Here is a 22,308-nt window from a genome sequence, read left to right as displayed (position 1 = left end):
GCCCATGGGCTCCCGTTTTCGTGTCTTGTAACGATCAGTTGGGGAAAACCGGCGGATTGACTCCGGCTATTTCCTCGAGCACGCGTACCACCTGGCAACTGTAGCCGAACTCGTTGTCGTACCAGACATAGAGCACGACTCGATTGTCGGTGCAGATGGTGGCTTCGGCATCCACCACCCCGGCATGGCGGGAACCGACGAAGTCGGTGGATACCACCTCGGACGAGTTGACGAAGTCGATCTGCTTGTGCAGTTCGGAGAACATCGCCACCTGACGCAGGTATTCGTTGATCTCGTCGCGGCTGGTGGACTTTTCCAGGTTCAGGTTGAGGATCGCCATGGAAACGTTCGGCGTCGGCACGCGAATCGCGTTGCCGGTCAGCTTGCCCTTCAACTCGGGCAGGGCCTTGGCCGCGGCGGTGGCCGCCCCGGTCTCGGTGATCACCATGTTCAGCGGAGCGCTTCGACCGCGGCGGCTGCCCTTGTGGAAGTTGTCGATCAGGTTCTGGTCGTTGGTGTAGGAGTGCACGGTCTCCACGTGACCATTGACGATGCCGAACTTGTCGTTCACCGCCTTCAGCACCGGCACGATGGCATTGGTGGTGCAGGAAGCCGCGGAGACGATCTTGTCCTCGTCGGTGATGTCGCGATGGTTGATGCCATGCACGATGTTCTTCAGCGCCCCCTTGCCCGGAGCGGTCAGTACCACGCGGGCGACGCCCGGGCACTTCAGATGCTGGCCGAGGCCTTCGGCGTCGCGCCACTTGCCGGTGTTGTCGACCACGATGGCGCTCTGGATGCCGTACTGGGTGTAATCGACGGAGGTCGGGTCGTTGGAGTAGATCACCTGGATCAGGTTGCCGTTGGCGAGGATGGTATTGCTTTCCTCGTCCACGGTGATGGTGCCTTCGAACGGGCCGTGCACCGAGTCACGGCGCAACAGGCTGGCGCGCTTGGCCAGATCGTTGTCGGCGCCCTTGCGCACGACGATGGCGCGCAGGCGCAGTCCGTCGCCGCCGCCGGTCTTCTGGATCAGGATGCGCGCCAGCAGGCGGCCGATGCGGCCGAAGCCATAGAGCACCACGTCGCTGCCCTTGTGCTGGATGCTGTTCTGCCTGCCGACGACCTCGGACAGCTCGTCGCGCACGAACTGCTCGACGGAGCGACCGGCACCGGCCTCCCGGTACTTGCCGACCATCTTGCCCAGATCGACGGAAGCGGCGCCGAGCTTCAGCTCGCTCATGGCCTTGAGGATCGGGAAGGTCTCGTGCACCGAAAGCTCGGCCTCGTCGGTCTGGCGGTGGCGGGCGAAGCGATGGGCCTTGAGGACCGCGATCACGGACTGGTTGATCAGGGGACGTCCGAAAATCGAGGTCACCACGTTGTTGTTGCGATAGAGCTGACCGATCAGCGGGATCATCGCCTCAGCGAGCGCTTCACGGTCAATCCATTCACCAAGACACTGGTCGGGCTTCTGATTCACGGGCAATACCTTCTTACGTGTAGGGGCAACTAAAAATGACTACATTATGGCCATGCCGGCATGGACCGGCAATGTACGGCGGATGAAACACTGACAGCAAAGCGCGCGGATAGTTACAATCGACCGGATATCATTTTTTTACCGGAGCCACGCCTCCCCGTGTCCGTATTGCGTTTTCCGACCCTGCCGGCGGCCCCCGGCAAACAACACTGGGGCAACCTGCCGGGCACGGCGCTTCCCCTGGCGATCGCCGAAGCCGCCAGCGCCGCGGCCAAGCGCTTCACCCTGCTCCTGACCGCCGACAGCCTGAGCGCCGAACGCCTGGAACAGGATCTCCGCTTCTTCGCCCCGGAGCTTCCGGTGCTGCAATTCCCGGACTGGGAAACCCTGCCCTACGACCTCTTCTCGCCGCACCAGGATATCGTCTCGCAGCGCATCGCCAGCCTCTACCGCCTGCCGGAACTGAACCACGGCGTGCTGGTGGTGCCGATCACCACCGCCCTGCACCGTCTGGCGCCGAAGCCTTTCCTGCTGGGTAGCAGCCTGGTGCTGGACGTCGGCCAGCGGCTCGATGTGGAACAGATGCGCCAGCGCCTGGAAGCGGCCGGCTACCGCTGTGTGGAAACCGTCTACGAACACGGCGAATTCGCCGTGCGCGGCGCCCTGATCGATCTCTTTCCCATGGGCAGCGAGCGCCCCTACCGCATCGACCTGTTCGACGACGAGATCGAGACCCTGCGCACCTTCGACCCGGAGACGCAGCGCTCGATCGACAAGGTCGAGTCGGTACGTCTGCTGCCGGCCCGCGAATTCCCGCTGCGCAAGGAAGCGGTCGCCGCCTTTCGCGCCCGCTTCCGCGAGCGTTTCGACGTCGACTTCCGCCGCTGCCCGATCTACCAGGACCTCGCCAGCGGTATCACCCCGGCCGGCATCGAGTACTACCTGCCGTTGTTCTTCGAGGAAACCGCCACCCTCTTCGACTACCTGCCGTCCACCACCCAGGTGTTCTCCCTGCCCGGCATCGAACAGGCCGCCGAGCACTTCTGGAGCGACGTGCGCAACCGCTACGAGGAGCGCCGCCTCGATCCGGAACGGCCGCTGCTGCCGCCCGCCGAGCTGTTCCTGCCGGTGGAGGACTGTTTCGCACGCCTGAAGAGCTGGCCCCGGGCGATCGTCTCGGCCGAAGAGATCGAACCCGGTGTCGGCCGCGAGCGCCTGCCCGCACGCGCGCTGCCGTCGCTGGCGATCGACGCCAGGGCTGGCCAGCCGCTGGCGGCCCTGGCCGGTTTCCTCGACGGCTTCCCGGGCCGCGTGCTGTTCACCGCCGAGTCGGCCGGACGCCGCGAAGTGCTTCTGGAACTGCTCGCACGCCTGAACCTGCGCCCGCAGAGCGTCGACGGCTGGCCGGGCTTTCTCGCCGCCACGGAGCGCCTGGCCATCGCCATCGCCCCGCTGGACGAGGGCCTGCTGCTCGACGAGCCCGCCCTGGCATTGATCGCCGAGAGCCAATTGTTCGGTCAGCGGGTGATGCAGCGCCGGCGCCGGGAAAAGGCGCGCGACGGCGGCGACAACGTCATCAAGCACCTCACCGAACTGCGCGAGGGTGCGCCTGTGGTGCATATCGACCACGGCATCGGCCGCTACCGCGGGCTGGTCACCCTGGAGGTCGAGGGCCAGGCCGCCGAGTTCCTCATGCTGGAGTACGCCGAGGAAGCCAAGCTCTACGTACCGGTGGCCAACCTGCATCTGATCGCCCGCTACACCGGCAGCGACGACGCCCTCGCCCCGCTGCACCGGCTGGGCTCGGAGCAATGGCAGAGGGCCAAGCGCAAGGCCGCCGAGCAGGTCCGCGACGTCGCCGCCGAGCTGCTCGACATCTATGCCCGGCGCGCCGCCCGCGCGGGCTTCGCCTTCAAGGACCCGGCCACCGACTACGAAACCTTCAGCGCCAGCTTCCCCTTCGAGGAAACCCCCGACCAGCAGGCCGCCATCGACGCGGTGCGCACCGACATGCTGGCGCCCCGGCCGATGGATCGCCTGATCTGCGGCGACGTCGGCTTCGGCAAGACCGAAGTGGCCATGCGCGCCGCCTTCATCGCCGTGCATAGCGGCAGGCAGGTCGCGGTGCTGGTGCCGACCACCCTGCTCGCCCAGCAGCACTACAACAGCTTTCGCGACCGCTTCGCCGACTGGCCGGTGAAGGTCGAGGTGATGAGCCGCTTCAAGTCGGCCAAGGAAGTCGAAGGCGCCATCGCCGCACTGGCCGAAGGCAAGATCGACATCGTCATCGGCACCCACAAGCTCCTGCAGGACGACGTCAGCTTCAAGAACCTGGGCCTCGCCATCATCGACGAGGAACACCGCTTCGGCGTGCGCCAGAAGGAGCAGCTCAAGGCCTTGCGCAGCGAGGTGGACATCCTCACCCTGACCGCCACGCCGATCCCGCGCACCCTGAACATGGCCGTCGCCGGCATGCGCGATCTGTCGATCATCGCCACCCCGCCGGCGCGCCGACTGTCGGTACGCACCTTCGTCATGGAGCAGCAGAACACCCTGATCCGCGAGGCGCTGCTGCGCGAGCTGCTGCGCGGCGGCCAGGTTTACTACCTGCACAACGAGGTGAAGACCATCGAGAAATGCGCCCGCGAACTGGCCGAACTGGTGCCCGAGGCACGCATCGCCATCGGTCACGGGCAGATGCGCGAGCGCGAACTGGAACAGGTGATGGGCGACTTCTACCACAAGCGCTTCAACGTACTGGTGGCCTCGACCATCATCGAGACCGGCATCGACGTGCCCAGCGCCAACACCATCGTCATCGAACGCGCCGACAAGTTCGGCCTGGCCCAGTTGCACCAGTTGCGCGGCCGGGTCGGTCGCAGCCACCACCAGGCCTATGCCTACCTGCTCACCCCGCCGCGCAAGCAGATGACCGAGGACGCGCAGAAGCGCCTGGAAGCCATCGCCGGCGCCCAGGACCTCGGCGCCGGCTTCGTCCTGGCCACCCACGACCTGGAGATCCGCGGCGCCGGCGAACTGCTCGGCGAGGGCCAGAGCGGCCAGATCCAGGCGGTCGGCTTCACCCTCTACATGGAAATGCTCGAGCGCGCGGTCAAGGCCATCCGCAAGGGCGAGCAGCCGAACCTCGAGCAGCCGCTGGGCGGCGGCCCGGACATCAACCTGCGGGTTCCGGCGCTGATCCCCGAAGACTACCTGCCGGACGTGCACGCCCGCCTGATCCTCTACAAGCGCATCGCCTCGGCGAGCGCAGAGGAAGAACTCAATGAACTGCAGGTGGAGATGATCGACCGCTTCGGTCTCCTGCCCGAGCCGACCAAGCACCTGATGCGCCTGACCCGCCTGAAGCTGCAGGCGGAACGGCTCGGCATCGCCAAGATCGATGCCGGCCCCCAGGGCGGACGCATCGAATTCGCCGCCCACACCTGCGTCGATCCGTTGGTGCTGATCAAGCTGATCCAGAGCCAGCCGAGCCGCTACAAGTTCGAAGGCGCCACCCTGCTCAGGTTCCAGATACCCATGGAACGCCCGGAAGAACGCTTCAACACCCTCGAGGCGCTGCTCGAGCGCCTGACTCCGCCATCCGCGTAAGGACAGACCCCATGCGTGCGCTACGCCTGCTTCCCCTGCTGCTCGCCCTGCTCGCCCCCGCTGCGTTTGCCGAAGGGCTGTACCAGGTCGAATTGATCCTGTTCCGCCAGCCCGGCGACCCGCTGCCCGCGGGCCAGCCGCCGGCGGAGAACTGGGCCGCCGGCGCGCAGACCCTGAACGACACGAACCGCCGGACACCGGCGCTCGAGGAGCAGGCGGCCAAGCTGGCCGGGGCAGAGGGTTACAAGGTGCTGCTGCACCAGGCCTGGCAGCAGCAGTTGGGCGGCACGGCGAGCCGGATGGCATTGAGCGCCGGCAAGGAAAGCCACGGCCACCACCCCATCGAGGGCACGCTGAGCCTGACCCAGGGACGCTACCTGGACGTCGCCGCGGAATTCTGGATCAACCGCTTCGACAACGTCGGCTTCCTCGCCGGCAGCGAGCGCCTGAAACAGGCCAGCCGCCTGTCCACCGGCCAGTTCACCTTCCTCGACCACGGCAACCTGGGCCTGCTGATCCGGGTCACGCCCCTCTGACGCATGCCGAACGACGAGGACCGCTGGAATCCTCGTCGTTTTCAGGAAACGGCTCAGGCCGTCAGGACCCGCCCCAGCACAGCCCTGGCCTTGCCCATTCCCGCGCCTATGGCGCGCTCGATGTCGTCCATGGTGATCAGCGCCGTGCTCTTGCCCGCCGCCGGATTCACCACCAGCGCCAGGCAGGCGTAGGGCAGCTCCAGCTCCCGGGCCAGCACCGCCTCGGGCATGCCGGTCATGCCGACGATGTCGCAGCCGTCCCGCTCCAGGCGGACCACCTCGGCGGCGGTCTCCAGGCGCGGCCCCTGGGTGCAGCCATAGACCCCGTGCCCGCTGAAGGCGCAGCCCTCGGCGGCCAGGGCCGCGATCAGCCGCCGGCGCAGGGTCTCGTCATAGGGGTGGCTGAAATCCACATGGGTGACGGTGTCGAGATCGTCCTCGAAGTAGGTGTGCGCCCGGCCGAAGGTGTAATCGACGATCTGGTGCGGCACGCAGAAATGCCCGGTGCCCATCGCCGCATGAATGCCGCCGACCGCATTGACCGCGAGGATCGCCGTGGCGCCGGCCTGGCGCAGCGCCCAGAGGTTGGCCCGGTAATTGACCCGATGCGGCGGAATGCGGTGCGGGTGGCCGTGGCGAGCCAGGAACAGCACCTCGCGGCCGGCGTAGTCGCCGCGCAGGATGTCCGCCGAAGGAGCGCCGAAGGGCGTCTCCAGCGACAGGGACTGATGGATGCGCAGTCCTTCCAGTTGGGTCAGACCGGTACCGCCGATGATCGCATGGACCGTCATGTCATCTCCTCAATCGATCAGCCGGGCCTGGCGCAGACTCTCGAGCGCGCGCAGCCAGCGTGGGTTCTGCTTGTAATCGACGCCAGGGAAGGCTCGCCGGCGCATCCCCGCCAGGCGCGGCGACGGCTTCGCGTCGAGGCGCTGCAGGGCGGACAGGGCCAGTTCGGCCGCCGCCCGGTCGTTGCATACCAGTCCTATGTCGCAACCGGCGGCGAGCGCCGCCTCGATCCGTGCGGCCGCATCGCCGGCCACATGGGCGCCGGCCATCGACAGGTCGTCGCTGAACACCACCCCGCCGAAGCCCAGCTCGCCGCGCAGGATGTCCTGCAGCCAGCGGCGGGAGAAGCCGGCCGGCTGCTCATCGACCTGCGAATAGATGACGTGCGCCGGCATCAGCGCATCCAGTTGGCCGCCGAGGCGCTGGAAGGGCAGCAGATCCTGAGCGCGGATCGCATCGAGACTGCGCTCGTCGGTGGGGATGGCAACATGGGAATCGGCTTCCGCCCAGCCATGGCCGGGGAAATGCTTGCCAGTAGCGGCCATGCCGGCGGCATGCATGCCACGGACGAAGGCCCCGGCCAGGCGGACGACCGCCTCCGGTTCGCCGGCGAAGCCGCGCGAGCCGATCACCGCGCTACGCCCATGATCGAGATCCAGCACCGGCGCGAAACTGAAATCCAGCCCGGCTGCCAGCACCTCGGTCGCCATCAGCCAGCCGCACTCCTCGGCCAGCCGTTCGTCCTCCCCATGTGCGGCCAGCGCCCCCATCGCCGGCAAACGCACGAAACCCTGGCGCAGGCGTTGCACACGGCCGCCCTCCTGATCCACGGCGAGCAGCAGGTCGGGGCGCTCGGCACGGATCGCCGCGCAGAGTTCGCGGACCTGGGCCGGGTGCTCGATATTGCGGGCGAACAGAATCAGGCCGCCTACCTCGGGCTGGCGCAGCAACTGGCGATCCTCGGCGGTCAGCCAGGTGCCGGCGATGTCCAGCATCAAAGAGCCTTGCATGGAAAATCCTTCAACTGAAATCGGTCGCCGCCCACTCGGGACACGGCGCTTCTTCGATCCGCACGCGGCAGTGCAGGGGCACGCGCGGGTAAAGCTCCAGCAGGTCGGCGTTGCGCAGGCGCACGCAGCCGTGGGAGCGCGGCACCCCCATGGGCTCGCTGTCCGGCGTGCCATGGAGATAGATGTAGCGACGGAAGGTGTCCACCGGACCGAGCCGGTTGCGGCCGATTTCGCAGCCGCTCAGCCAGAGGATCCGACTGAGGATCCAGTCGCGGCCGGGAAAGGCTTCGTGCAGCTCCGGCGTCCAGACCTCGCCGGTCCAGCGCCGCCCACGCAGCACGGCTCCCGCCGGCAGGCCTGCGCCGATCTTCGCACGCACCTGATGCAGGCCGCGCGGCGTACAGCCGGAACCGGACCGCTCGCCGGGACCGTTCAACGCGGTGGAAACCGCCAGGCGCAGGAGCAGGCGACCGTCGGCGAAACCGTACAGCGCCTGATCCGCCAGGGAAATGTGAAGAAAGTCGAGCATTCGCATGGGCCGCTAGCTTAGCCGATCGGGACGATGCCGCCCACCGCTCCGCTACTCGTCCGCCTCGGGCGAAACGGGACGAACCGCGCTGGCGGGCTGCACCGCCTTGCCGCGCGGCCTGGGCCGGGCATTGGCCAGTTGCGGGTCCTCGATGGCACTCCCGGCGCGCATGCCGGCGGCGAGAAAGGGCACCAGCAGGCGCAACGCCTGTTCGCTGGAAGTCTGCACCTCGAAACGCTCCGCGGCGAAGGCGCGCAGCGTTTCGATTCCGGACAGGCTGAAGGTGGCCGCGCCGAGCATGAAATGGGTGCGCCAGAACAGCTCCAGCGGCGGAATCCCCGGCACCGCCTCCTCCAGTAGCAGCAGGTAGCGACGGAAGAGCTTGCCGTAGGTGTCCTCGAGATAGCGCCGCAGGTGTTCCTGTCCCTGGTTCAGAACCAGACCGAGCAGACGCATGAAGATCGCCATGCCGCTGCGCGGACGCGCCGCCTGCGCCTGTGCGATGGTGATTTCCAGAAGCTCCTCGAGGCCCACGCCCACGGCCTGGCGGCGGTCCAGCTCACGCCCCAGGCCGCTGCAGAAGGGGCCGAGCACCCGGGAGAAGACCGCCTCGATGAGCGCGCTTTTCGAACCGAAGTGGTAGTTCACCGCGGCCAGATTGACATCGGCCTTGCTGGTGATCAGTCGTAGCGAGGTCTCGGCGAATCCCCTTTCCGCGAACAGCTGCTCGGCAGCGTCCAGGATGCGCTCGACAGTTTCCGAGTGGGGCATGCTTCCTCCGCCAGTGACGACCTTATTCCTTTGAACCGCCATTGTATTGCAATTCGGACAGCGGACTGAGCAGGGATTGCAAGCATCCTCGACCGAGCGGTTGCCAGTCGAAGAATACTGTATATAATCACAGTAACTGGATAAAAAGACAGAGCAGCCTCCATGCACAAACTGACGCCTCGCCAAGTCGAAATCCTCGCCTTCATCAAGCGCTGTCTGGAGGAGAACGGTTATCCGCCGACCCGGGCGGAGATCGCCAGGGAACTCGGCTTCAAGTCCCCCAACGCGGCGGAAGAGCATCTCAAGGCGATGGCGCGCAAGGGAGCGATCGAAATGACTCCGGGGGCCTCCCGCGGCATCCGCATTCCCGGCAGCGAAGTCGAGAGCGAACCGACCAGCCTGCCCATCGTCGGCCGGGTCGCGGCCGGCGCACCGATCCTCGCCCAGCAGCACATCGAGGAAACCTGCCAGATCGATCCGGGCTTCTTCCATCCCCGCGCCGACTACCTGTTGCGGGTACGGGGCATGAGCATGAAGGACGTCGGCATCTACGATGGCGACCTGCTCGCCGTGCACACCTGCCGCGAGGCGCACAACGGCCAGATCGTGGTGGCGCGCCTCAACGACGAGGTCACCGTCAAGCGCTTCAGGCGCGATGGGGACAAGGTCTGGCTGATCGCCGAAAACCCGGAATTCTCTCCGCTCGAAATAGACTTGACCGAGCAGGACCTGACCATCGAAGGATTGAGTGTCGGCGTGATACGCCGCTAGGAGGAAGCATGCAGCTCTCGCAGTCCCTGAACGCACAGTCGTTGCCGTTCGAAGCGGCGCTGGCCCGGCCATCCCGCCGCGACGACGGGAAAACGCCCGGATCGCCCGCCGCCAGGCAGACGGAGCCATTCAGCGAACTCAGCCTGCGTGGCGATGCCGGTCAATGCCTGTTCCTGCTCGCCCCCATGCTGCGCGAACTGAGCCAGGGCGACGACGGACGCTGGCTGACCCTGGTGGCCCCCCCGGCCAATCTGAGCCACGGCTGGCTGCGCGAGGCCGGCCTCAATCGCGAGCGGATTCTCCTGCTGCACCCCTCCCGCGAACAGGAAGCGAGCGAGCTGGCGTGCGAAGCCCTGCGCCTGGGGCGCAGTCATACGGTGGTCAGTTGGCTGGACCAGGTGAGTCGGCCGACCAGACACCGGTTGCTCCAGGCCGCGCGAATCGGTCGGGCCCAGAGCCTGAACATCCGACTGGGTTGAAGTCCACGACCTGGCGGCGAAAGGCGAATACGGCACCCGCTCCCCACGGGCACGGCCGACTTCAGTGCAAAACGCGCGGCAGTTCGTCGCTCTCGAAGTCGCCCTCGGCCAGACGCCCGGCCATCTGCACGCCCACGTTCAGCATGGCCTTGGCTACCTCGATGTGATGCCCCTGCAGAAAGCTCTTCGCGCTTTCGGAAAAGTCGAGGATGACCAGCTCTTCTTCGTCGTCGGCGCGACGCAAGGCGATGCGCCCATCGGGCAGTTCGACGATTTCGAGAAAGGACGTAGGCATAGGGGGCTGCTCGTGGAAAAGGCTGGACATTGTAATGTAACAGCCGATCCCGGGCATCACTGGATGACCGTCGCTCCCCTACCCGCTCAGCATTCGGTCAGGGACTCGCGAAAGCGCAGGGCCAGATCCTTGAGCGACTGTCTCCACTGCTCCAGTTGCGTGGTGCTCGGGAGCGGCGACGCCTCTTCCTCGTCCAGGCCCACCGTTTCGATCAGCGGCAGCCGCGGATCGACCTTGGCTTTCTTCGGCGCCTGTGGCGGCTGGAACAACCGGGTATGCTGGTCCAGCAGTTCGGCCAGCCAGGTTTCCGGCTGGCTGGCCAGTTCCACCAGCTCCGCCAGTTCCGGACTGGGCGCCGCACACAGCAATCCGGCATCCAGGAAGCGTTCGACCCGCGGCACGCCCGCCTCGGGCAGGCGGTAGAAGCCGGCGATTTCATGGCACAGCCCCAGCAGGGCGCCATGCAGGTGAAAAAGCACCGCCTCGCGCTCCGCCATGGCCTGCGCCTGGGCATTCAGCGCCCGGCTTTCCTCCGCCCGGCGCAGGGATGCCAGCGCCAGGCCGGCGAAATAGAGTTTCTGGTTGGTGCGTGTATAAAGCTCGTGGGCCATGCAGGCGCCCTCCGGTTCGAGACAGCCACTGTATACCAGGCCAAAGTGCGATCAAGTATGGACCCGCGGCATGGACGGCACCGGCCATCTCCGACGGGCCGTCCACGACAGGCGCCCTTTTCCGCTGGGAGCGCGACACACCGGAGGATCAGTGCTTGTCCTCGACCACCCAGCGGCCGTCCCGATGGAAGGCGCGCCAGCCGCTGGGCTTGCCCTCGACCTCGCTCTGCACGTATTGCTCCTTGGTCTTGCGGCTGAAGCGGATCACCGCTGGGCGCCCTTCCGGGTCGTGGCTAGGGGCTTCCAGCAGGAAGTGGTACTTCGGGTCGATTTCGTCCCGATGCGGCAACAGTTCCAGGACCAGCGGCGCACGGGTCTCGCGGTTCTTCGGGAACTGGCTGGCGGCGAGGAACAGGCCGGAAGCGCCGTCGCGCAGCACGTAGACATCGTCGACCTTCTCGCAGCGCAGCTCCGGCATTTTCACCGCATCCATCTTCGGCGGCGCCGGCTCGCCGTTCTTCAGCAGCTTGCGGGTGTTCTTGCAGGCGGCGTTGGTACAGCCGAAGAACTTGCCGAAGCGGCCGGTCTTGAGCTGCATCTCGCTACCGCACTTGTCGCACTCCAGGGTCGGCCCCTCGTAGCCCTTGATGCGGTACTGGCCCTCCTCGATCTCGTAGCCGGGGCAGTCCGGATTGTTGCCGCAGATGTGCAGCTTGTGCCGCTCGTCGAGCAGATAGGCGTCCATCGCCGTGCCGCACTTCGGGCAGCGACGCTTGTGGCGCAGCAGCAGGGATTCGGATTCGCCCTCGTCGTCCGCGGCGATCTCGTCGCCCGGGATCAGGTTGACGGTCGCTTTGCAGCGTTCCTTGGGCGGCAGGTTGTAACCCGAGCAGCCGAGGAACACGCCGGTCGAGGCGGTGCGGATCATCATCGGCCGGCCGCATTCGCGGCAGGGAATGTCGGTCAGGGTCGGCTGGTTGGCGCGCATGCCGGCCTCGCTGGATTCGGCCGCCTCCAGCTTCCTGCGGAAATCGCCGTAGAACTCGTCGAGCAGGTTCTTCCAGTCGCGCTCGCCCTGGGCGACGTCGTCCAGATGCTCCTCCATGCTAGCGGTGAAGCCGTAGTCCATCAGGTTGGCGAAGCTCTCGCCGAGCCGCTCGGTGACGATCTCGCCCATCTTCTCCGAATGGAAGCGGCGATTCTGCAGGGTCACGTAGCCGCGCTCCTGGATGGTCGAGATGATCGCCGCGTAGGTGGACGGCCGGCCGATCCCGCGCTTTTCCATCTCCTTGACCAGGCTGGCCTCGCTGTAGCGCGCTGGCGGCTTGGTGAAATGCTGGCTGGGATCGAGCTTGAGCAGATCGAGCAGTTCGCCCTCGCTCATCTCCGGCAGCACGTCGTCCTCGCCGGGCTTGGCCAATTGCGGCAACACGCGGGTATAGCCGTCGAACTTGAGGATGCGGCCCTTGGCGCGCAGCTCGAAGTCGCCGGCCTGGACGCTGACGTTGGTCGACAGGTATTCGGCCGGCGGCATCTGGCAGGCGACGAACTGGCGCCAGATCAGCTCGTAGAGGCGCTCGGCGTCGCGCTCCATGCCGGCCAACTGGTTCGGCCGCAGGTTGACGTCGGAGGGACGGATCGCCTCGTGAGCCTCCTGGGCGCCTTCCTTGCTGGTGTAGACATTGGGCTTGGCCGGCAGGTACTTCCCGCCGAACTCGCTGTCGATGAAGCCGCGCGCCATCTCCAGGGCATCGGCGGAGAGGTTGGTCGAGTCGGTCCGCATGTAGGTGATGTAACCGGCCTCGTACAGGCGCTGAGCCATCATCATGGTCTTCTTCACCGAGAAGCCGAGGCGGTTGCTCGCCGCCTGCTGCAAGGTCGAGGTGATGAAGGGCGCCGAGGGCTTGCTGCGGGTCGGCTTGTCCTCGCGCTTGAGCACCTGGTAGCTGGAGGCCTTGAGCTTCTCCAGCGCGGCCATGGCCTGGGCCTCGTTGAGCGGGCGGAAGACCTCGCCCTGCTCCCTGGCCACCTCGAAGCGCACCTTGTCGCCGCGGGCGGTGCCCAGGTCGGCATGCACCTCCCAGAACTCCTCCGGGATGAAGGCGCGGATCTCCCGCTCGCGCTCGACGATCAGCTTCACCGCCACCGACTGCACGCGGCCGGCGGACAGGCCGCGAGCGATCTTCTGCCAGAGCAGCGGCGAAACCATGTAGCCGACCACCCGGTCGAGGAAGCGCCGCGCCTGCTGCGCGTTGACCCGGTTGATATCCAGGTCGCCCGGCTGGGAGAAAGCCTCCTGGATCGCCTTCTTGGTGATTTCGTTGAACACCACGCGCTTGTAGCGCTCCTCGTCGCCGCCGATGGATTCGCGCAGGTGCCAGGCGATGGCCTCCCCTTCGCGGTCCAGGTCGGTGGCGAGATAGATGGTGTCGGCTTCCCGGGCCAGGCGGCGCAACTCGTCGACCACCTTTTCCTTGCCCGGCAGGATTTCGTAATGGGCCTGCCAGCCGTGCTCGGGATCGACCCCCATGCGCGCGAACAACTGACGCTTGGCCTTGTCCCTGGGCGACAACGCCGGCCCTTCGGCCACGCCCTTGCCGCGCTTGGCCGGCTCCTTGGCGGTACTGGCCGAGCCGCTGGTGGGCAGGTCACGGATATGGCCGATGCTCGACTTCACCACGTACTGGCTGCCCAGATACTTGTTGATGGTCTTGGCCTTGGCCGGGGATTCCACGATGACCAGCGATTTACCCATGGATCGGAGCATTCCTAATTCGAAAGGTGAAAGCGGGGAGCGTCTGCCTGCCAGGCCGGTACTTGAACGCAGATTCGGCCGAGGGAAATTCCGAGACAAGGCGCTGTGACGGGGTCATAGCCGGGCTATGACGAGGAGCGGCAACGCAGTTCGGGGCCTCGGACGCCGAAAGTGATTCAATCAACCGACCGCAAGGCTCCTGTTCGGCGCTATATATAGTGGCCGCCGACGCGCGGTCAAGGGTGGCCCGGCCGTACTTATGGCCTAGATAGCCGGAAAAGCCGGGGTTTCCACCCGAATCAAAGCAAAGCGCGGCATCCGGCGACCGTCAACTTCGACGCTTTCGGCGAACATCGCCAGCGGCCGGACCCAGAGCCCGAAATCGCCGTACAGGGCCTGGTAGAGCACCAGTTCCTCCTCGCTCTCGGAATGCCGGACCACGCCGAGCACGCGGTATTCGGCTCCCTTGTAATGTCGGTAGAGACCGGGTTGTACAGTCATGGCGCTCTCCGGGAAAGGAATACGCCCAGGGGGCGCGAAAAACGCGACCGGGGCATGAACCCCGGTCGCACTGGCCGAGCGGGATCAGGCGCGCTCGAAGACGGTGGCGATGCCCTGGCCGAGACCGATGCACATGGTCGCCAGCCCCAGGGTGCCACTCTTCTGCCGCATGATGTTCAGCAGGGTGCCGGAAATCCGCACTCCCGAACAGCCGAAGGGGTGGCCCAGGGCGATGGCGCCGCCGTGCAGGTTGACCTTGTCGTCCAGCACGTCGAGCAGCTTGAGGTCCTTGAGCACCGGGATGGCCTGGGCGGCGAAGGCCTCGTTGAGCTCGACGAAGTCGATGTCGGCCATCGACAGTCCGGCCCGCGCCAGCGCCCTCTGGGTGGCCGGCACCGGACCGTAGCCCATGATCGACGGGTCCACCCCGACCACCGCCATGGCGCGCACCACGGCCAGCGGCTGGATGCCCAGGTCGCTGGCGCGCTGGCCGGACATGACGATCATGCAGGAAGCGCCGTCGGTGATCTGCGAGGAACTGCCCGCGGTGACGGTGCCGCTCTTCGGGTTGAACACCGGCTTGAGCTTGGCCAGGCCCTCCAGGGTGGTGTCCGGGCGGATCGTCTCGTCCTGCTCGAAGACCCGCAACTGGCCGTGCTCGTCGTAACCCTCGATCGGCGCTATTTCCTCGGCGAAGTGGCCCTCGACCGTGGCGCGGTGCGCCCGCTGGTGCGAGCGCAGGGCGAAGGCGTCCTGCTGCTCGCGGGTCACGCCATGCATCATCGCCAGCATCTCGGCGGTCAGTCCCATCATTCCGGCGGCCTTGGCCACCTGTAGGGACAGCTTCGGGTTCGGATCGACCCCATGGGTCATCGGCAGGTGGCCCATGTGCTCGACGCCACCGACCACGAACACCTCGCCGTTGCCGGTCTGGATCGCCTGCACCGCGCTGTGCAGCGCGCTCATCGAGGAGCCGCACAGGCGGTTGACGGTCTGCGCGCCGCTGCCGTGCGGGATCGGCGTCAGCAGCGCAGCCATGCGCGCGATGTTCCAGCCCTGCTCCAGGGTCTGGTTGACGCAGCCCCAGATCACGTCCTCGACCTCCGCCGGGTCGACCTGCGGATTGCGCGCCAGTAACTCGGTGATGAGATGCGCGGAAAGGTTCTCGGCGCGGGTGTGGCGGTGCATGCCGCCCTTGGAACGGCCCATCGGGGTGCGGGCGAAGTCGACGATGACGGCGTCTTTCGGATTCGGACTCATGACTCGGCTCTCCCCCTCAGGCAAAGAACGTACGGCCCTGACGGGCCATTTCGCGCAGTTGTTCGGTCGGTCGGTACAGCGGCCCCAGGTCGGCGTGGCGGTCGGCCAGTTCGACGAAGCGGGCGACGCCGAGGGTGTCGATGTAGCGCAGCGCACCGCCGCGGAAGGGCGGGAAACCGATGCCGTAGATCAGGCCCATGTCCGCCTCGGCGGCCGACTCGACGATGCCCTCCTCCAGGCAGCGCACCGCCTCCAGGCACAGCGGCAGCATCAGCCGCGCGACGATCTCCTCGTCGTCCAGCTCGCCCGTCTCGCGCACCAGCGGACCGAGCAGTTCGGCCGCCCGCGGGTCCTCCAGCTTCTTCGGCTTGGCGCCGCCGTCGCGCTCGTAGGCGTAGAAGCCGCTGCCGCTCTTCTGGCCGAGACGGCCGGCCCTGAGCAGCACGTCGATGGCGGTATCGCCCTCCTCCTTCATCCGCTCGGGATAGCCTTCGGCGAGCACGTTGCGCGCATGCACCGCCGTGTCGATACCGACCACATCGAGCAGGTAGGCCGGCCCCATCGGCCAGCCGAACCCTTCCATCACCCGGTCGATGCGCCGGAAGTCGATGCCGGCGGCCAGGAGCCGGGTGAAGCCGGCGAGATACGGAAAGAGCACGCGGTTGACCAGGAATCCCGGACAGTCGTTGACCACGATGGGCGTCTTGCCCATCTTGCGCGCGTAGGCGACGGTGGTGGCGATGGTCCGCTCGTCGGTCTGCCGGCCGCGGATGACCTCCACCAGCGGCATCAGCGGCACCGGGTTGAAGAAGTGCATGCCGCAAAAGCGCTGCGGACGCTTGAGCGAGTCGGCCAGCCGGCTGATGGAGATGGTCGAGGTGTTGGAGGCGATCACTGCCTCCCCCGGCACCTGGGCCTCCACCTCGGCGAGCACCGCCTGCTTGACCTCTAGCCGCTCGACCACCGCCTCGACCACCAGGTCGACCTGGGGGAAATCACCGTAGGACAGGGTCGGACGGATGCCGTTGAGCACCTCGGCCATCTGCCCCACCGTCAGGCGGCCTTTCTCCACCCGCTTGGCGAGCTGCTTGTCGGCCTCGGCCAGACCCTGGCGGATGGACTCCTCGCGAATGTCCTTCAGCAGGATCGGCGTCCCCTTGAGCGCCGACTGGTAGGCGATGCCGCCGCCCATGATGCCGGCACCGAGCACCGCCGCCTGCTTCACCTCGCGGGCGTCCTTGTCGTATTTCCTGGCCTTGCGCTTGAGCTCCTGCTCGTTGAGGAACAGCCCGACCAGGCTCTGCGCCACCGTGGTGGCGGCCAGCTTGACGAAGCCGCCGACCTCGATCTCCAGCGCCGCCTCGCGCGCGGAGTTGGCGGCCTTCTGGATGGTCTTCACCGCCGCCAGGGGCGCCGGATAATGCGGACCGGCCTGGGCGGCCACGTAGGCCTTGGCGCTCTCGAAGGCCATCATCTGTTCGATGTTGCCGAGCTTGAGCGGCTCCAGTTTCGGCTGGCGGCGGGCGCGGAAGTCCAGCTCGCCGGCGGCGGCCCGCTTCAGCAGGTCGAGGGCCGCCTCGCGCAGCCGCTCGTCGGCGACCACGGCATCCGCCGCGCCGACCTTGAGCGCCTCGGCGGCGCCGTTCTCCTTGCCGGCGGCGATCCACTCGATGGCATTGTCGCTGCCGATCAGCCGCGGCAGGCGCACGGTGCCGCCGAAGCCGGGGTTGATCCCCAGCTTGACCTCCGGCAGACCCACTCTGGCCGACTCGGCCATCACCCGGAAGTCGCAGGCCAGGCACATCTCGAAGCCGCCACCGAGAGCCAGACCGTTGATCGCGACCACGGTCGGCACCGGCAGGTCCTCGAAATCCGAGAAGATCCGGTTGATCTCCAGGCACCAACCGCGCAGCTCTTCCTCGGGCGCCCGGAACAGTTCGAGGAATTCGGTGATATCGGCGCCAACGATGAACATACCCTTGGCGCTGGAAACCAGCACACCCTTGAGCGAAGTCTCCGCCTGCAGCGCATCGACCGCCTGGCGGAACTCGTTCAGCGTGAGGCGGTTGAATTTGTTGACGGAATCGCCCTCGAGGTCGAACTGCATCTCGGCGATGCCATCCCCGAGGGCCTGAACCCTGATGGCTTTCCCTTTATAGATCATCGGCTGATTCTCCCAGTAGAAGCTGAACTGGCCGCGTCGGAACGGCCGCGGATCGCGCGAACCGCCGCGGCCCCGTGCGATCGCTGCCGGCCTCAGGATAGTCGTGCGACACCCGGAGCGGCTCGGACACTGCCCGCCGGAGGAGTCCCGACGGTAGGCCATGGGTGCATTCAGCACCTGCCCGCCCCTTTGGGCAAGGGGTGGCGCACGCGAAAGCTCCAAGGCGAGTCATCCGTTTCCCCGCTTGCGTCGCTGCCGGAAACGGGCCCGGACCGCGTTCGGCAAGGCACAACCCGCGGGCGATGGTCATTCCCTTGCCAAAGGCTGCAACGCCGCATGGCCTGCCCCGGCCACCCCCGCAGGAACGGGCCCGCTTCGGCACAGCGCCGCGTGGCTCGGCATTCATTCATTTGGAACGACCAAACCTCAGCCCTCGCGTCTTGCCCTGCGCCAAGACAGGCTCCGTCGCAACGCGGCAAATAATTGGTGACTCGCCCTAGCCAGTTTCCGACAGGCATTGCAGAATTTTTATGCAGATTGACTAAGTGGAAACAACGCACGCCCATGTCCAGCAAGTCCAGCCCCACCCCGGCCGCCGCTTCGCAGGCCAACACCCAACTGGCCGACAGTCCGCTGGACAGTTCCCTCGACGACCTGATCGGCTACGCCCTGCGCCGCGCCCAGCTCAAGGTCTTCCAGCAACTGGTCGGCCGCCTCGCCGCCTTCGACCTGCGCCCGGCACAGTTCACCGCCCTGGCGATCATCGCGCAGAACCCCGGCCTGATGCAGGCCGACCTGGCCCGTGCGCTGGCCATCGAGCCGCCGCAGGCAGTGGTCCTCCTGAACAAGCTGGAGAGTCGCGGGCTGGCGCTGCGGGTGCGCTGCAAGCCGGACAAGCGCTCCTATGGCATCTTCCTCAGCAAGGCCGGCGAGACGCTGCTCAAACAGTTGCGGGAGGTGGCCGCGCTGAGCGACCAGGAAGCCACCGCGGCGCTCAGCGCCGAGGAGCGCCAGCAGTTGATCGGGCTGTTGCACAAGATCTACCGCTGAGCCGTCCTTTAGGCCATCGCGGCCTTCCCTCATTCCTCATCGTCCCGCCCCGGCGTCGACATGCCGCCGGCCGCCGCGCTCAGGCGGAAGGCCTTCGGCGACTGCCCGGCGAGGCGGCGGAAGAACCGCGAGAAATATGCCGGATCGTTGAAGCCGAGCGCGTCGGAAAGCTCGTTGACGGTCATGGTGGTGTAGATCAGGTTGCGCTTGGCCTCCAGCAGCAGACGCTGATGGATCACCTGCAGGGCGCTCTGCCCGACCAGTCGGCGGCACAGGCTGTTCAGGTAGACGCCGGATAGCCCGATGCGGTGCGCGAACTCATCCACCGACAGGTGTTCGCGGTAATGCTGCTCGACCAGCCGCATGAAGCGCGCCAGGTACTGGCGGCTGCGCTCGCTGGCGCCGAGTGAGGCGGCGTGCCGGCGTTCGCGGCGGCCGAGCCAGACCATCAGCAGGTTGACCAGCGACTGCAACTGCAACTCGCGCCCCGGTTCGTGCCCCCGGTATTCGCGAAAGAGCGTCTCGAACAGCGCATCGAGCCAGGTCCGATCCGCACCGACCGGATGGCAGGCGAATCCGCCCTGAACGCCCAGGTTGTGTCCCAGGAGCTCCTCCAAATGCGCCACCAGGGGCGCGGCCAGGGTCAGTACGTAGCCCTGGATGTCCTCGGAGAAGCGGAAGCCGTGCACGCAGAGCGGCGGCACTACCTGGATCGCCGCCTCGGCCAGGCGCAGGTGCTGGTTCTCCACCTCGACCAGCGCCTCGCCCGCCTGGACATAGAGCAACTGGAACAGGTCGGCATGACGGTGCGGCCTGATCTCCCAGCGATGCAGGCTGCTGCGCTGCGGGATCGACTCGCAATGCAAAAGGTCCGGCGTCGGCCAGGCCAGTCGTTCCCCGTACAGCTTGAACACCGGAATGTCGGGCGCGATCGGCCTCATGGGCTGCGCTCTCCTCTGGCTCGATAACCGAACGAATCATCCGAAAGTACCAGTAATACCGTCCAAATCACCTTATTTTCCTCATCCATCCAAATAAAAATGCAGAGGCCTTCAGCGCAGCCGGCTCTGCACGGGCAGGCCGGCCCCAACCCGGAGAGACAACAACAATGAAGACTCAAGTGGCAATCATCGGCGCCGGTCCGTCCGGCCTGCTCCTCGGCCAACTGCTGCACAAGGCCGGCATCGACAACGTGATCCTCGAACGTCACAGCCCCGACTACGTGCTCGGCCGCATCCGCGCCGGCGTGCTCGAACAGGGCGTGGTCGACCTGTTGCGCGAGGCCGGCGTGGCCGAACGCATGGACCGCGAAGGCCTGGTCCACGAGGGCATCGAGCTGGCCTGCTCGGGGCGGCGCATCCGTCTCGACCTCAAGGCCCTGTCCGGCGGCAAGACGGTGATGGTCTACGGCCAGACCGAAGTCACCCGCGACCTGATGGACGCGCGCCGGGCCAGCGGCGCGCCGATCGTCTACGAGGCGCAGAACGTGCGATTGTCCGGCCTCAAGGACGGAATGCCCCATGTCACCTACGAGAAGGATGGCCAGACCCATCGTCTCGACTGCGACTACATCGCCGGCTGCGACGGCTTCCACGGCGTGTCGCGCCAGAGCATCCCGGCCGAGGCGCTGTCGCATTACGAGCGCGTCTACCCGTTCGGCTGGCTCGGCCTGCTGTCCGACACGCCGCCGGTGCACGAGGAACTGATCTATGCGCACACCGACCTGGGCTTCGTGCTCTGCAGCCAGCGTTCGCCGACGCGCAGCCGCTACTACCTGCAGGTGCCGCTGAGCGACAGGGTCGAGGACTGGTCCGACGAGCGCTTCTGGAACGAACTCAAGCGCCGCCTGCCGGGCGACGTGGCGAACAGGCTGGTCACCGGGCCGTCGCTGGAGAAAAGCATCGCGCCGCTGCGCAGCTACGTGGTCGAGCCCATGCAGTACGGCCGGCTGTTCCTGGTCGGCGACGCGGCGCACATCGTCCCGCCGACCGGCGCCAAGGGCCTGAACCTGGCGGGCAGCGACGTCTGCTACCTGTACCGCATCCTGCTCAAGGTCTACCGCGAAGGCCGCACCGAGCTCCTGGAAAAATACTCCGAGCTGGCCCTGCGCCGGGTCTGGAAAGGCGAACGCTTCAGTTGGTTCATGACCAACCTGCTGCACGACTTCGAAGGTAGCGACGCCTTCGACAGGCGCATGCAACTGGCCGACCGCGACTACTACCTCGACTCCGAAGCGGGCCGCGTGACCATCGCCGAGAACTACGTCGGCCTGCCCTACGAAGAGATCGCCTGACCGCCGCGCTCCAGCCGGAAACGGCGGCGCCTGTCGCACCGCCGTTTCCCCGCCCCGCCATTCGCCACGGGAACGGCACCACGTCCGATGGAAACCTGCGGTAACTATCTGGCACAGTGCGTTGTCCAAACGGACGTTTGATTCATTCGATGTCGTTGGAGTCTTACCATGATTCGAGACAAACGCTTCACCTCCCGTGCCGTTCTGCTGTTCGCCCTGCTGGCGGGCGTCGCCGGCCAGAGCCAGGCCGAAAGCAGCGGCGTTTCCAGCGCGCTGGGCATTCTCAATGGCGCCATGGGCAACAAGAACAGCGGCGAGACGACCCAGCAGGCCACCCAGGCGACCCAGACCAGCGGTCTCGGCGGACTGGGTGGGCTGACCGGCCTGACCGGCGTTTCCGTGCCCTCACTGGATTCGGTCGGCACCGGAAACGTGGCCGGCGTACTGCAGTACTGCGTCAACAACAACTACCTGAAGAGCGACGCCAGTAGCATCAGCAGCAAGCTCACCGGACTGCTCGGCGGCCAGGAAGAGGCGACCCAGGATGAAGGTTACCAGCAGGGACTCCAGGGTATCCTGGGTGGTGACAGCGGCACGGAAGTCGACCTGAGCAGCAGCACCCTCAAGCAGAAATTGACCGACAAGGTCTGCGACCAGGTTCTGAGCTACGGCAAATCGCTGCTCTGATCCCCGGCAAGCGCCCTGCCCCGCGCAGGGCGCCCCGCCTCGAGGCAGCGGCGGGCCTTGCAAGACTCATGGCCATTGCTCGATGTAGGTGGAAGTGACCAGCACCGGGTAGTGGGCGAACCCCAGCAGGGCCGCCAGATCGTCGCCGGACACCGGGATCAGCGACAGTCCCTCCGCCAGCCCGCGCAACTCCGCGAGACCCGCCGGCGAAGCGACGTTCACCACCAGGCCGAGCGCATTCAGGCGCCGCAGCCGGTCCCGCTTCGCCCGTAGCCAGCTCCTCGACAGACTGTCGTCGCCGACCAGGAACACCGGCCGCATGCCCGGCGCCTCGATCGCGCGGCTCTCGATCGGACCGGGCGACAGGCGCCAGGAAACCACCGGCAACATCTCGGCCCCGCCGGCGTCCACGGCCGGTTTCGGCTGCCCGGATTGCCGGGCCCGGGCCGCGCCGCCCTGCTGTCCCTCCCCCGGCCCCGCCGATGAGCAAGCCGTGAGCAGGCCGGCCAGGACGCAGCAGAGCATCCGTCTGTTCCAGGTATTCATCGGGTTCATCGCCGCCATGGATTGTCCGACATCGACAGGAAACGTCGCCGGCCACGGGCCGTACCTTCCCTGCTAAAACCAAACGAATCCATTCCCGTTTTCCCGCCGCCATCCGTTGACCGCTTCCCTCGCCCACGCCCTTGCCCGAAGGGGGTTGGATGGACTCATG

At 66.7% G+C, this 22,308-nt stretch carries 20 protein-coding genes; 7 read left to right on the top strand and 13 right to left on the bottom strand.

Features of this window, described 5'->3' with window-relative positions; translation table 11 throughout:
• Positions 1-34: 34 nt before the first annotated feature.
• Positions 35-1,483, bottom strand: a complete 1,449-nt coding sequence (locus AVCA_RS06620) for a glyceraldehyde-3-phosphate dehydrogenase (RefSeq protein ID WP_041807044.1) — start codon at positions 1,481-1,483, stop codon at positions 35-37.
• Between the two features lie 159 nt (positions 1,484-1,642).
• Here AVCA_RS06620 and mfd point away from each other — a divergent pair, with 159 nt between their 5' ends.
• Positions 1,643-5,092, top strand: a complete 3,450-nt coding sequence (mfd, locus tag AVCA_RS06615; RefSeq protein ID WP_012700092.1) for a transcription-repair coupling factor — start codon at positions 1,643-1,645, stop codon at positions 5,090-5,092.
• 11 nt (positions 5,093-5,103) lie between these two features.
• On the top strand, positions 5,104-5,628 hold the full coding sequence (locus AVCA_RS06610; protein ID WP_012700091.1) for a CsiV family protein: 525 nt from the start codon (positions 5,104-5,106) through the stop codon (positions 5,626-5,628).
• Between the two features lie 53 nt (positions 5,629-5,681).
• On the opposite strand, the gene AVCA_RS06605 is transcribed toward AVCA_RS06610, so the two are convergent.
• The 4 genes from AVCA_RS06605 to AVCA_RS06590 are packed head-to-tail and all read right to left on the bottom strand — an operon-like array spanning position 5,682 to position 8,727.
• Entirely contained in the window at positions 5,682-6,419 is a 738-nt protein-coding gene (locus tag AVCA_RS06605; RefSeq protein ID WP_012700090.1) for an S-methyl-5'-thioinosine phosphorylase, read from the bottom strand.
• A 9-nt stretch (positions 6,420-6,428) separates the two neighbouring features.
• Positions 6,429-7,427: a beta-N-acetylhexosaminidase gene (gene nagZ / locus AVCA_RS06600; protein ID WP_041807041.1), complete on the bottom strand. Its 999-nt coding sequence runs from the start codon at positions 7,425-7,427 to the stop codon at positions 6,429-6,431.
• Between the two features lie 10 nt (positions 7,428-7,437).
• Positions 7,438-7,962 (bottom strand): L,D-transpeptidase, encoded by a 525-nt coding sequence (locus AVCA_RS06595; RefSeq protein WP_175555951.1) that lies wholly within the window; start codon positions 7,960-7,962, stop codon positions 7,438-7,440.
• A gap of 45 nt (positions 7,963-8,007) precedes the next feature.
• Positions 8,008-8,727: a TetR/AcrR family transcriptional regulator gene (locus AVCA_RS06590; RefSeq protein ID WP_012700087.1), complete on the bottom strand. Its 720-nt coding sequence runs from the start codon at positions 8,725-8,727 to the stop codon at positions 8,008-8,010.
• A 162-nt stretch (positions 8,728-8,889) separates the two neighbouring features.
• On the opposite strand from AVCA_RS06590, the gene lexA reads away from it, so the two are divergent.
• On the top strand, positions 8,890-9,498 hold the full coding sequence (gene lexA, locus AVCA_RS06585) for a transcriptional repressor LexA (protein ID WP_012700086.1): 609 nt from the start codon (positions 8,890-8,892) through the stop codon (positions 9,496-9,498).
• Positions 9,499-9,506: 8 nt separating this feature from the next.
• Positions 9,507-9,977, top strand: coding sequence for an SOS-induced cell division inhibitor SulA (sulA, locus tag AVCA_RS06580; protein WP_012700085.1), 471 nt, complete (start codon positions 9,507-9,509; stop codon positions 9,975-9,977).
• A gap of 61 nt (positions 9,978-10,038) precedes the next feature.
• Here the strand turns inward: sulA and AVCA_RS06575 are convergent, their stop codons facing one another.
• The 6 genes from AVCA_RS06575 to fadB form a co-directional block, all read right to left on the bottom strand.
• The gene (locus tag AVCA_RS06575) at positions 10,039-10,272 is read right to left on the bottom strand and encodes a hypothetical protein (RefSeq protein WP_012700084.1); all 234 of its coding nucleotides are present in this window, start codon (positions 10,270-10,272) and stop codon (positions 10,039-10,041) included.
• Between the two features lie 86 nt (positions 10,273-10,358).
• Entirely contained in the window at positions 10,359-10,883 is a 525-nt protein-coding gene (locus AVCA_RS06570) for a DUF6586 family protein (RefSeq protein ID WP_012700083.1), read from the bottom strand.
• A 148-nt stretch (positions 10,884-11,031) separates the two neighbouring features.
• Positions 11,032-13,638, bottom strand: a complete 2,607-nt coding sequence (topA, locus tag AVCA_RS06565) for a type I DNA topoisomerase (protein WP_012700082.1) — start codon at positions 13,636-13,638, stop codon at positions 11,032-11,034.
• Positions 13,639-13,902: 264 nt separating this feature from the next.
• Positions 13,903-14,139 (bottom strand): DUF1653 domain-containing protein, encoded by a 237-nt coding sequence (locus tag AVCA_RS06560; protein ID WP_012700081.1) that lies wholly within the window; start codon positions 14,137-14,139, stop codon positions 13,903-13,905.
• Positions 14,140-14,223: 84 nt separating this feature from the next.
• On the bottom strand, positions 14,224-15,399 hold the full coding sequence (gene fadA / locus AVCA_RS06555) for an acetyl-CoA C-acyltransferase FadA (RefSeq protein ID WP_012700080.1): 1,176 nt from the start codon (positions 15,397-15,399) through the stop codon (positions 14,224-14,226).
• Between the two features lie 16 nt (positions 15,400-15,415).
• The gene (gene fadB / locus AVCA_RS06550) at positions 15,416-17,563 is read right to left on the bottom strand and encodes a fatty acid oxidation complex subunit alpha FadB (RefSeq protein ID WP_012700079.1); all 2,148 of its coding nucleotides are present in this window, start codon (positions 17,561-17,563) and stop codon (positions 15,416-15,418) included.
• 564 nt (positions 17,564-18,127) lie between these two features.
• On the opposite strand from fadB, the gene AVCA_RS06545 reads away from it, so the two are divergent.
• The gene (locus AVCA_RS06545) at positions 18,128-18,613 is read left to right on the top strand and encodes a MarR family winged helix-turn-helix transcriptional regulator (RefSeq protein ID WP_012700077.1); all 486 of its coding nucleotides are present in this window, start codon (positions 18,128-18,130) and stop codon (positions 18,611-18,613) included.
• Between the two features lie 29 nt (positions 18,614-18,642).
• Here the strand turns inward: AVCA_RS06545 and AVCA_RS06540 are convergent, their stop codons facing one another.
• Positions 18,643-19,554 carry a helix-turn-helix domain-containing protein gene (locus AVCA_RS06540; protein WP_012700076.1) on the bottom strand — a complete coding sequence of 304 codons (912 nt, stop codon included), beginning with the start codon at positions 19,552-19,554 and terminating at the stop codon, positions 18,643-18,645.
• A 167-nt stretch (positions 19,555-19,721) separates the two neighbouring features.
• On the opposite strand from AVCA_RS06540, the gene pobA reads away from it, so the two are divergent.
• On the top strand, positions 19,722-20,906 hold the full coding sequence (pobA, locus tag AVCA_RS06535; protein WP_012700074.1) for a 4-hydroxybenzoate 3-monooxygenase: 1,185 nt from the start codon (positions 19,722-19,724) through the stop codon (positions 20,904-20,906).
• Between the two features lie 168 nt (positions 20,907-21,074).
• On the top strand, positions 21,075-21,593 hold the full coding sequence (locus AVCA_RS06530) for a DUF2501 domain-containing protein (protein WP_012700073.1): 519 nt from the start codon (positions 21,075-21,077) through the stop codon (positions 21,591-21,593).
• Positions 21,594-21,659: 66 nt separating this feature from the next.
• Here the strand turns inward: AVCA_RS06530 and AVCA_RS06525 are convergent, their stop codons facing one another.
• Complete coding sequence (locus tag AVCA_RS06525; protein WP_407919056.1) at positions 21,660-22,139, bottom strand: integrating conjugative element protein; 480 nt, start codon at positions 22,137-22,139, stop codon at positions 21,660-21,662.
• Positions 22,140-22,308: the final 169 nt, after the last annotated feature.

The organism is Azotobacter vinelandii CA (genome assembly GCF_000380335.1).
In the GTDB taxonomy this organism is placed as follows: domain Bacteria; phylum Pseudomonadota; class Gammaproteobacteria; order Pseudomonadales; family Pseudomonadaceae; genus Azotobacter; species Azotobacter vinelandii.
This window is presented reverse-complemented; position numbering and strand designations above follow the sequence as displayed.

Bases quoted from the DNA above. Each gene is read 5' to 3' on its own strand.
- AVCA_RS06610 (WP_012700091.1), top strand. From the start codon at position 5,104: ATGCGTGCGCTACGCCTGCTTCCCCTGCTGCTCGCCCTGCTCGCCCCC.
- AVCA_RS06605 (WP_012700090.1), bottom strand. From the start codon at position 6,419: ATGACGGTCCATGCGATCATCGGCGGTACCGGTCTGACCCAACTGGAA.
- nagZ (WP_041807041.1), bottom strand. From the start codon at position 7,427: ATGCAAGGCTCTTTGATGCTGGACATCGCCGGCACCTGGCTGACCGCC.
- AVCA_RS06595 (WP_175555951.1), bottom strand. From the start codon at position 7,962: ATGCGAATGCTCGACTTTCTTCACATTTCCCTGGCGGATCAGGCGCTG.
- AVCA_RS06590 (WP_012700087.1), bottom strand. From the start codon at position 8,727: ATGCCCCACTCGGAAACTGTCGAGCGCATCCTGGACGCTGCCGAGCAG.
- lexA (WP_012700086.1), top strand. From the start codon at position 8,890: ATGCACAAACTGACGCCTCGCCAAGTCGAAATCCTCGCCTTCATCAAG.
- sulA (WP_012700085.1), top strand. From the start codon at position 9,507: ATGCAGCTCTCGCAGTCCCTGAACGCACAGTCGTTGCCGTTCGAAGCG.
- AVCA_RS06575 (WP_012700084.1), bottom strand. From the start codon at position 10,272: ATGCCTACGTCCTTTCTCGAAATCGTCGAACTGCCCGATGGGCGCATC.
- AVCA_RS06570 (WP_012700083.1), bottom strand. From the start codon at position 10,883: ATGGCCCACGAGCTTTATACACGCACCAACCAGAAACTCTATTTCGCC.
- topA (WP_012700082.1), bottom strand. From the start codon at position 13,638: ATGGGTAAATCGCTGGTCATCGTGGAATCCCCGGCCAAGGCCAAGACC.
- AVCA_RS06560 (WP_012700081.1), bottom strand. From the start codon at position 14,139: ATGACTGTACAACCCGGTCTCTACCGACATTACAAGGGAGCCGAATAC.
- fadA (WP_012700080.1), bottom strand. From the start codon at position 15,399: ATGAGTCCGAATCCGAAAGACGCCGTCATCGTCGACTTCGCCCGCACC.
- fadB (WP_012700079.1), bottom strand. From the start codon at position 17,563: ATGATCTATAAAGGGAAAGCCATCAGGGTTCAGGCCCTCGGGGATGGC.
- AVCA_RS06545 (WP_012700077.1), top strand. From the start codon at position 18,128: ATGTCCAGCAAGTCCAGCCCCACCCCGGCCGCCGCTTCGCAGGCCAAC.
- AVCA_RS06540 (WP_012700076.1), bottom strand. From the start codon at position 19,554: ATGAGGCCGATCGCGCCCGACATTCCGGTGTTCAAGCTGTACGGGGAA.
- pobA (WP_012700074.1), top strand. From the start codon at position 19,722: ATGAAGACTCAAGTGGCAATCATCGGCGCCGGTCCGTCCGGCCTGCTC.
- AVCA_RS06530 (WP_012700073.1), top strand. From the start codon at position 21,075: ATGATTCGAGACAAACGCTTCACCTCCCGTGCCGTTCTGCTGTTCGCC.
- AVCA_RS06525 (WP_407919056.1), bottom strand. From the start codon at position 22,139: ATGAATACCTGGAACAGACGGATGCTCTGCTGCGTCCTGGCCGGCCTG.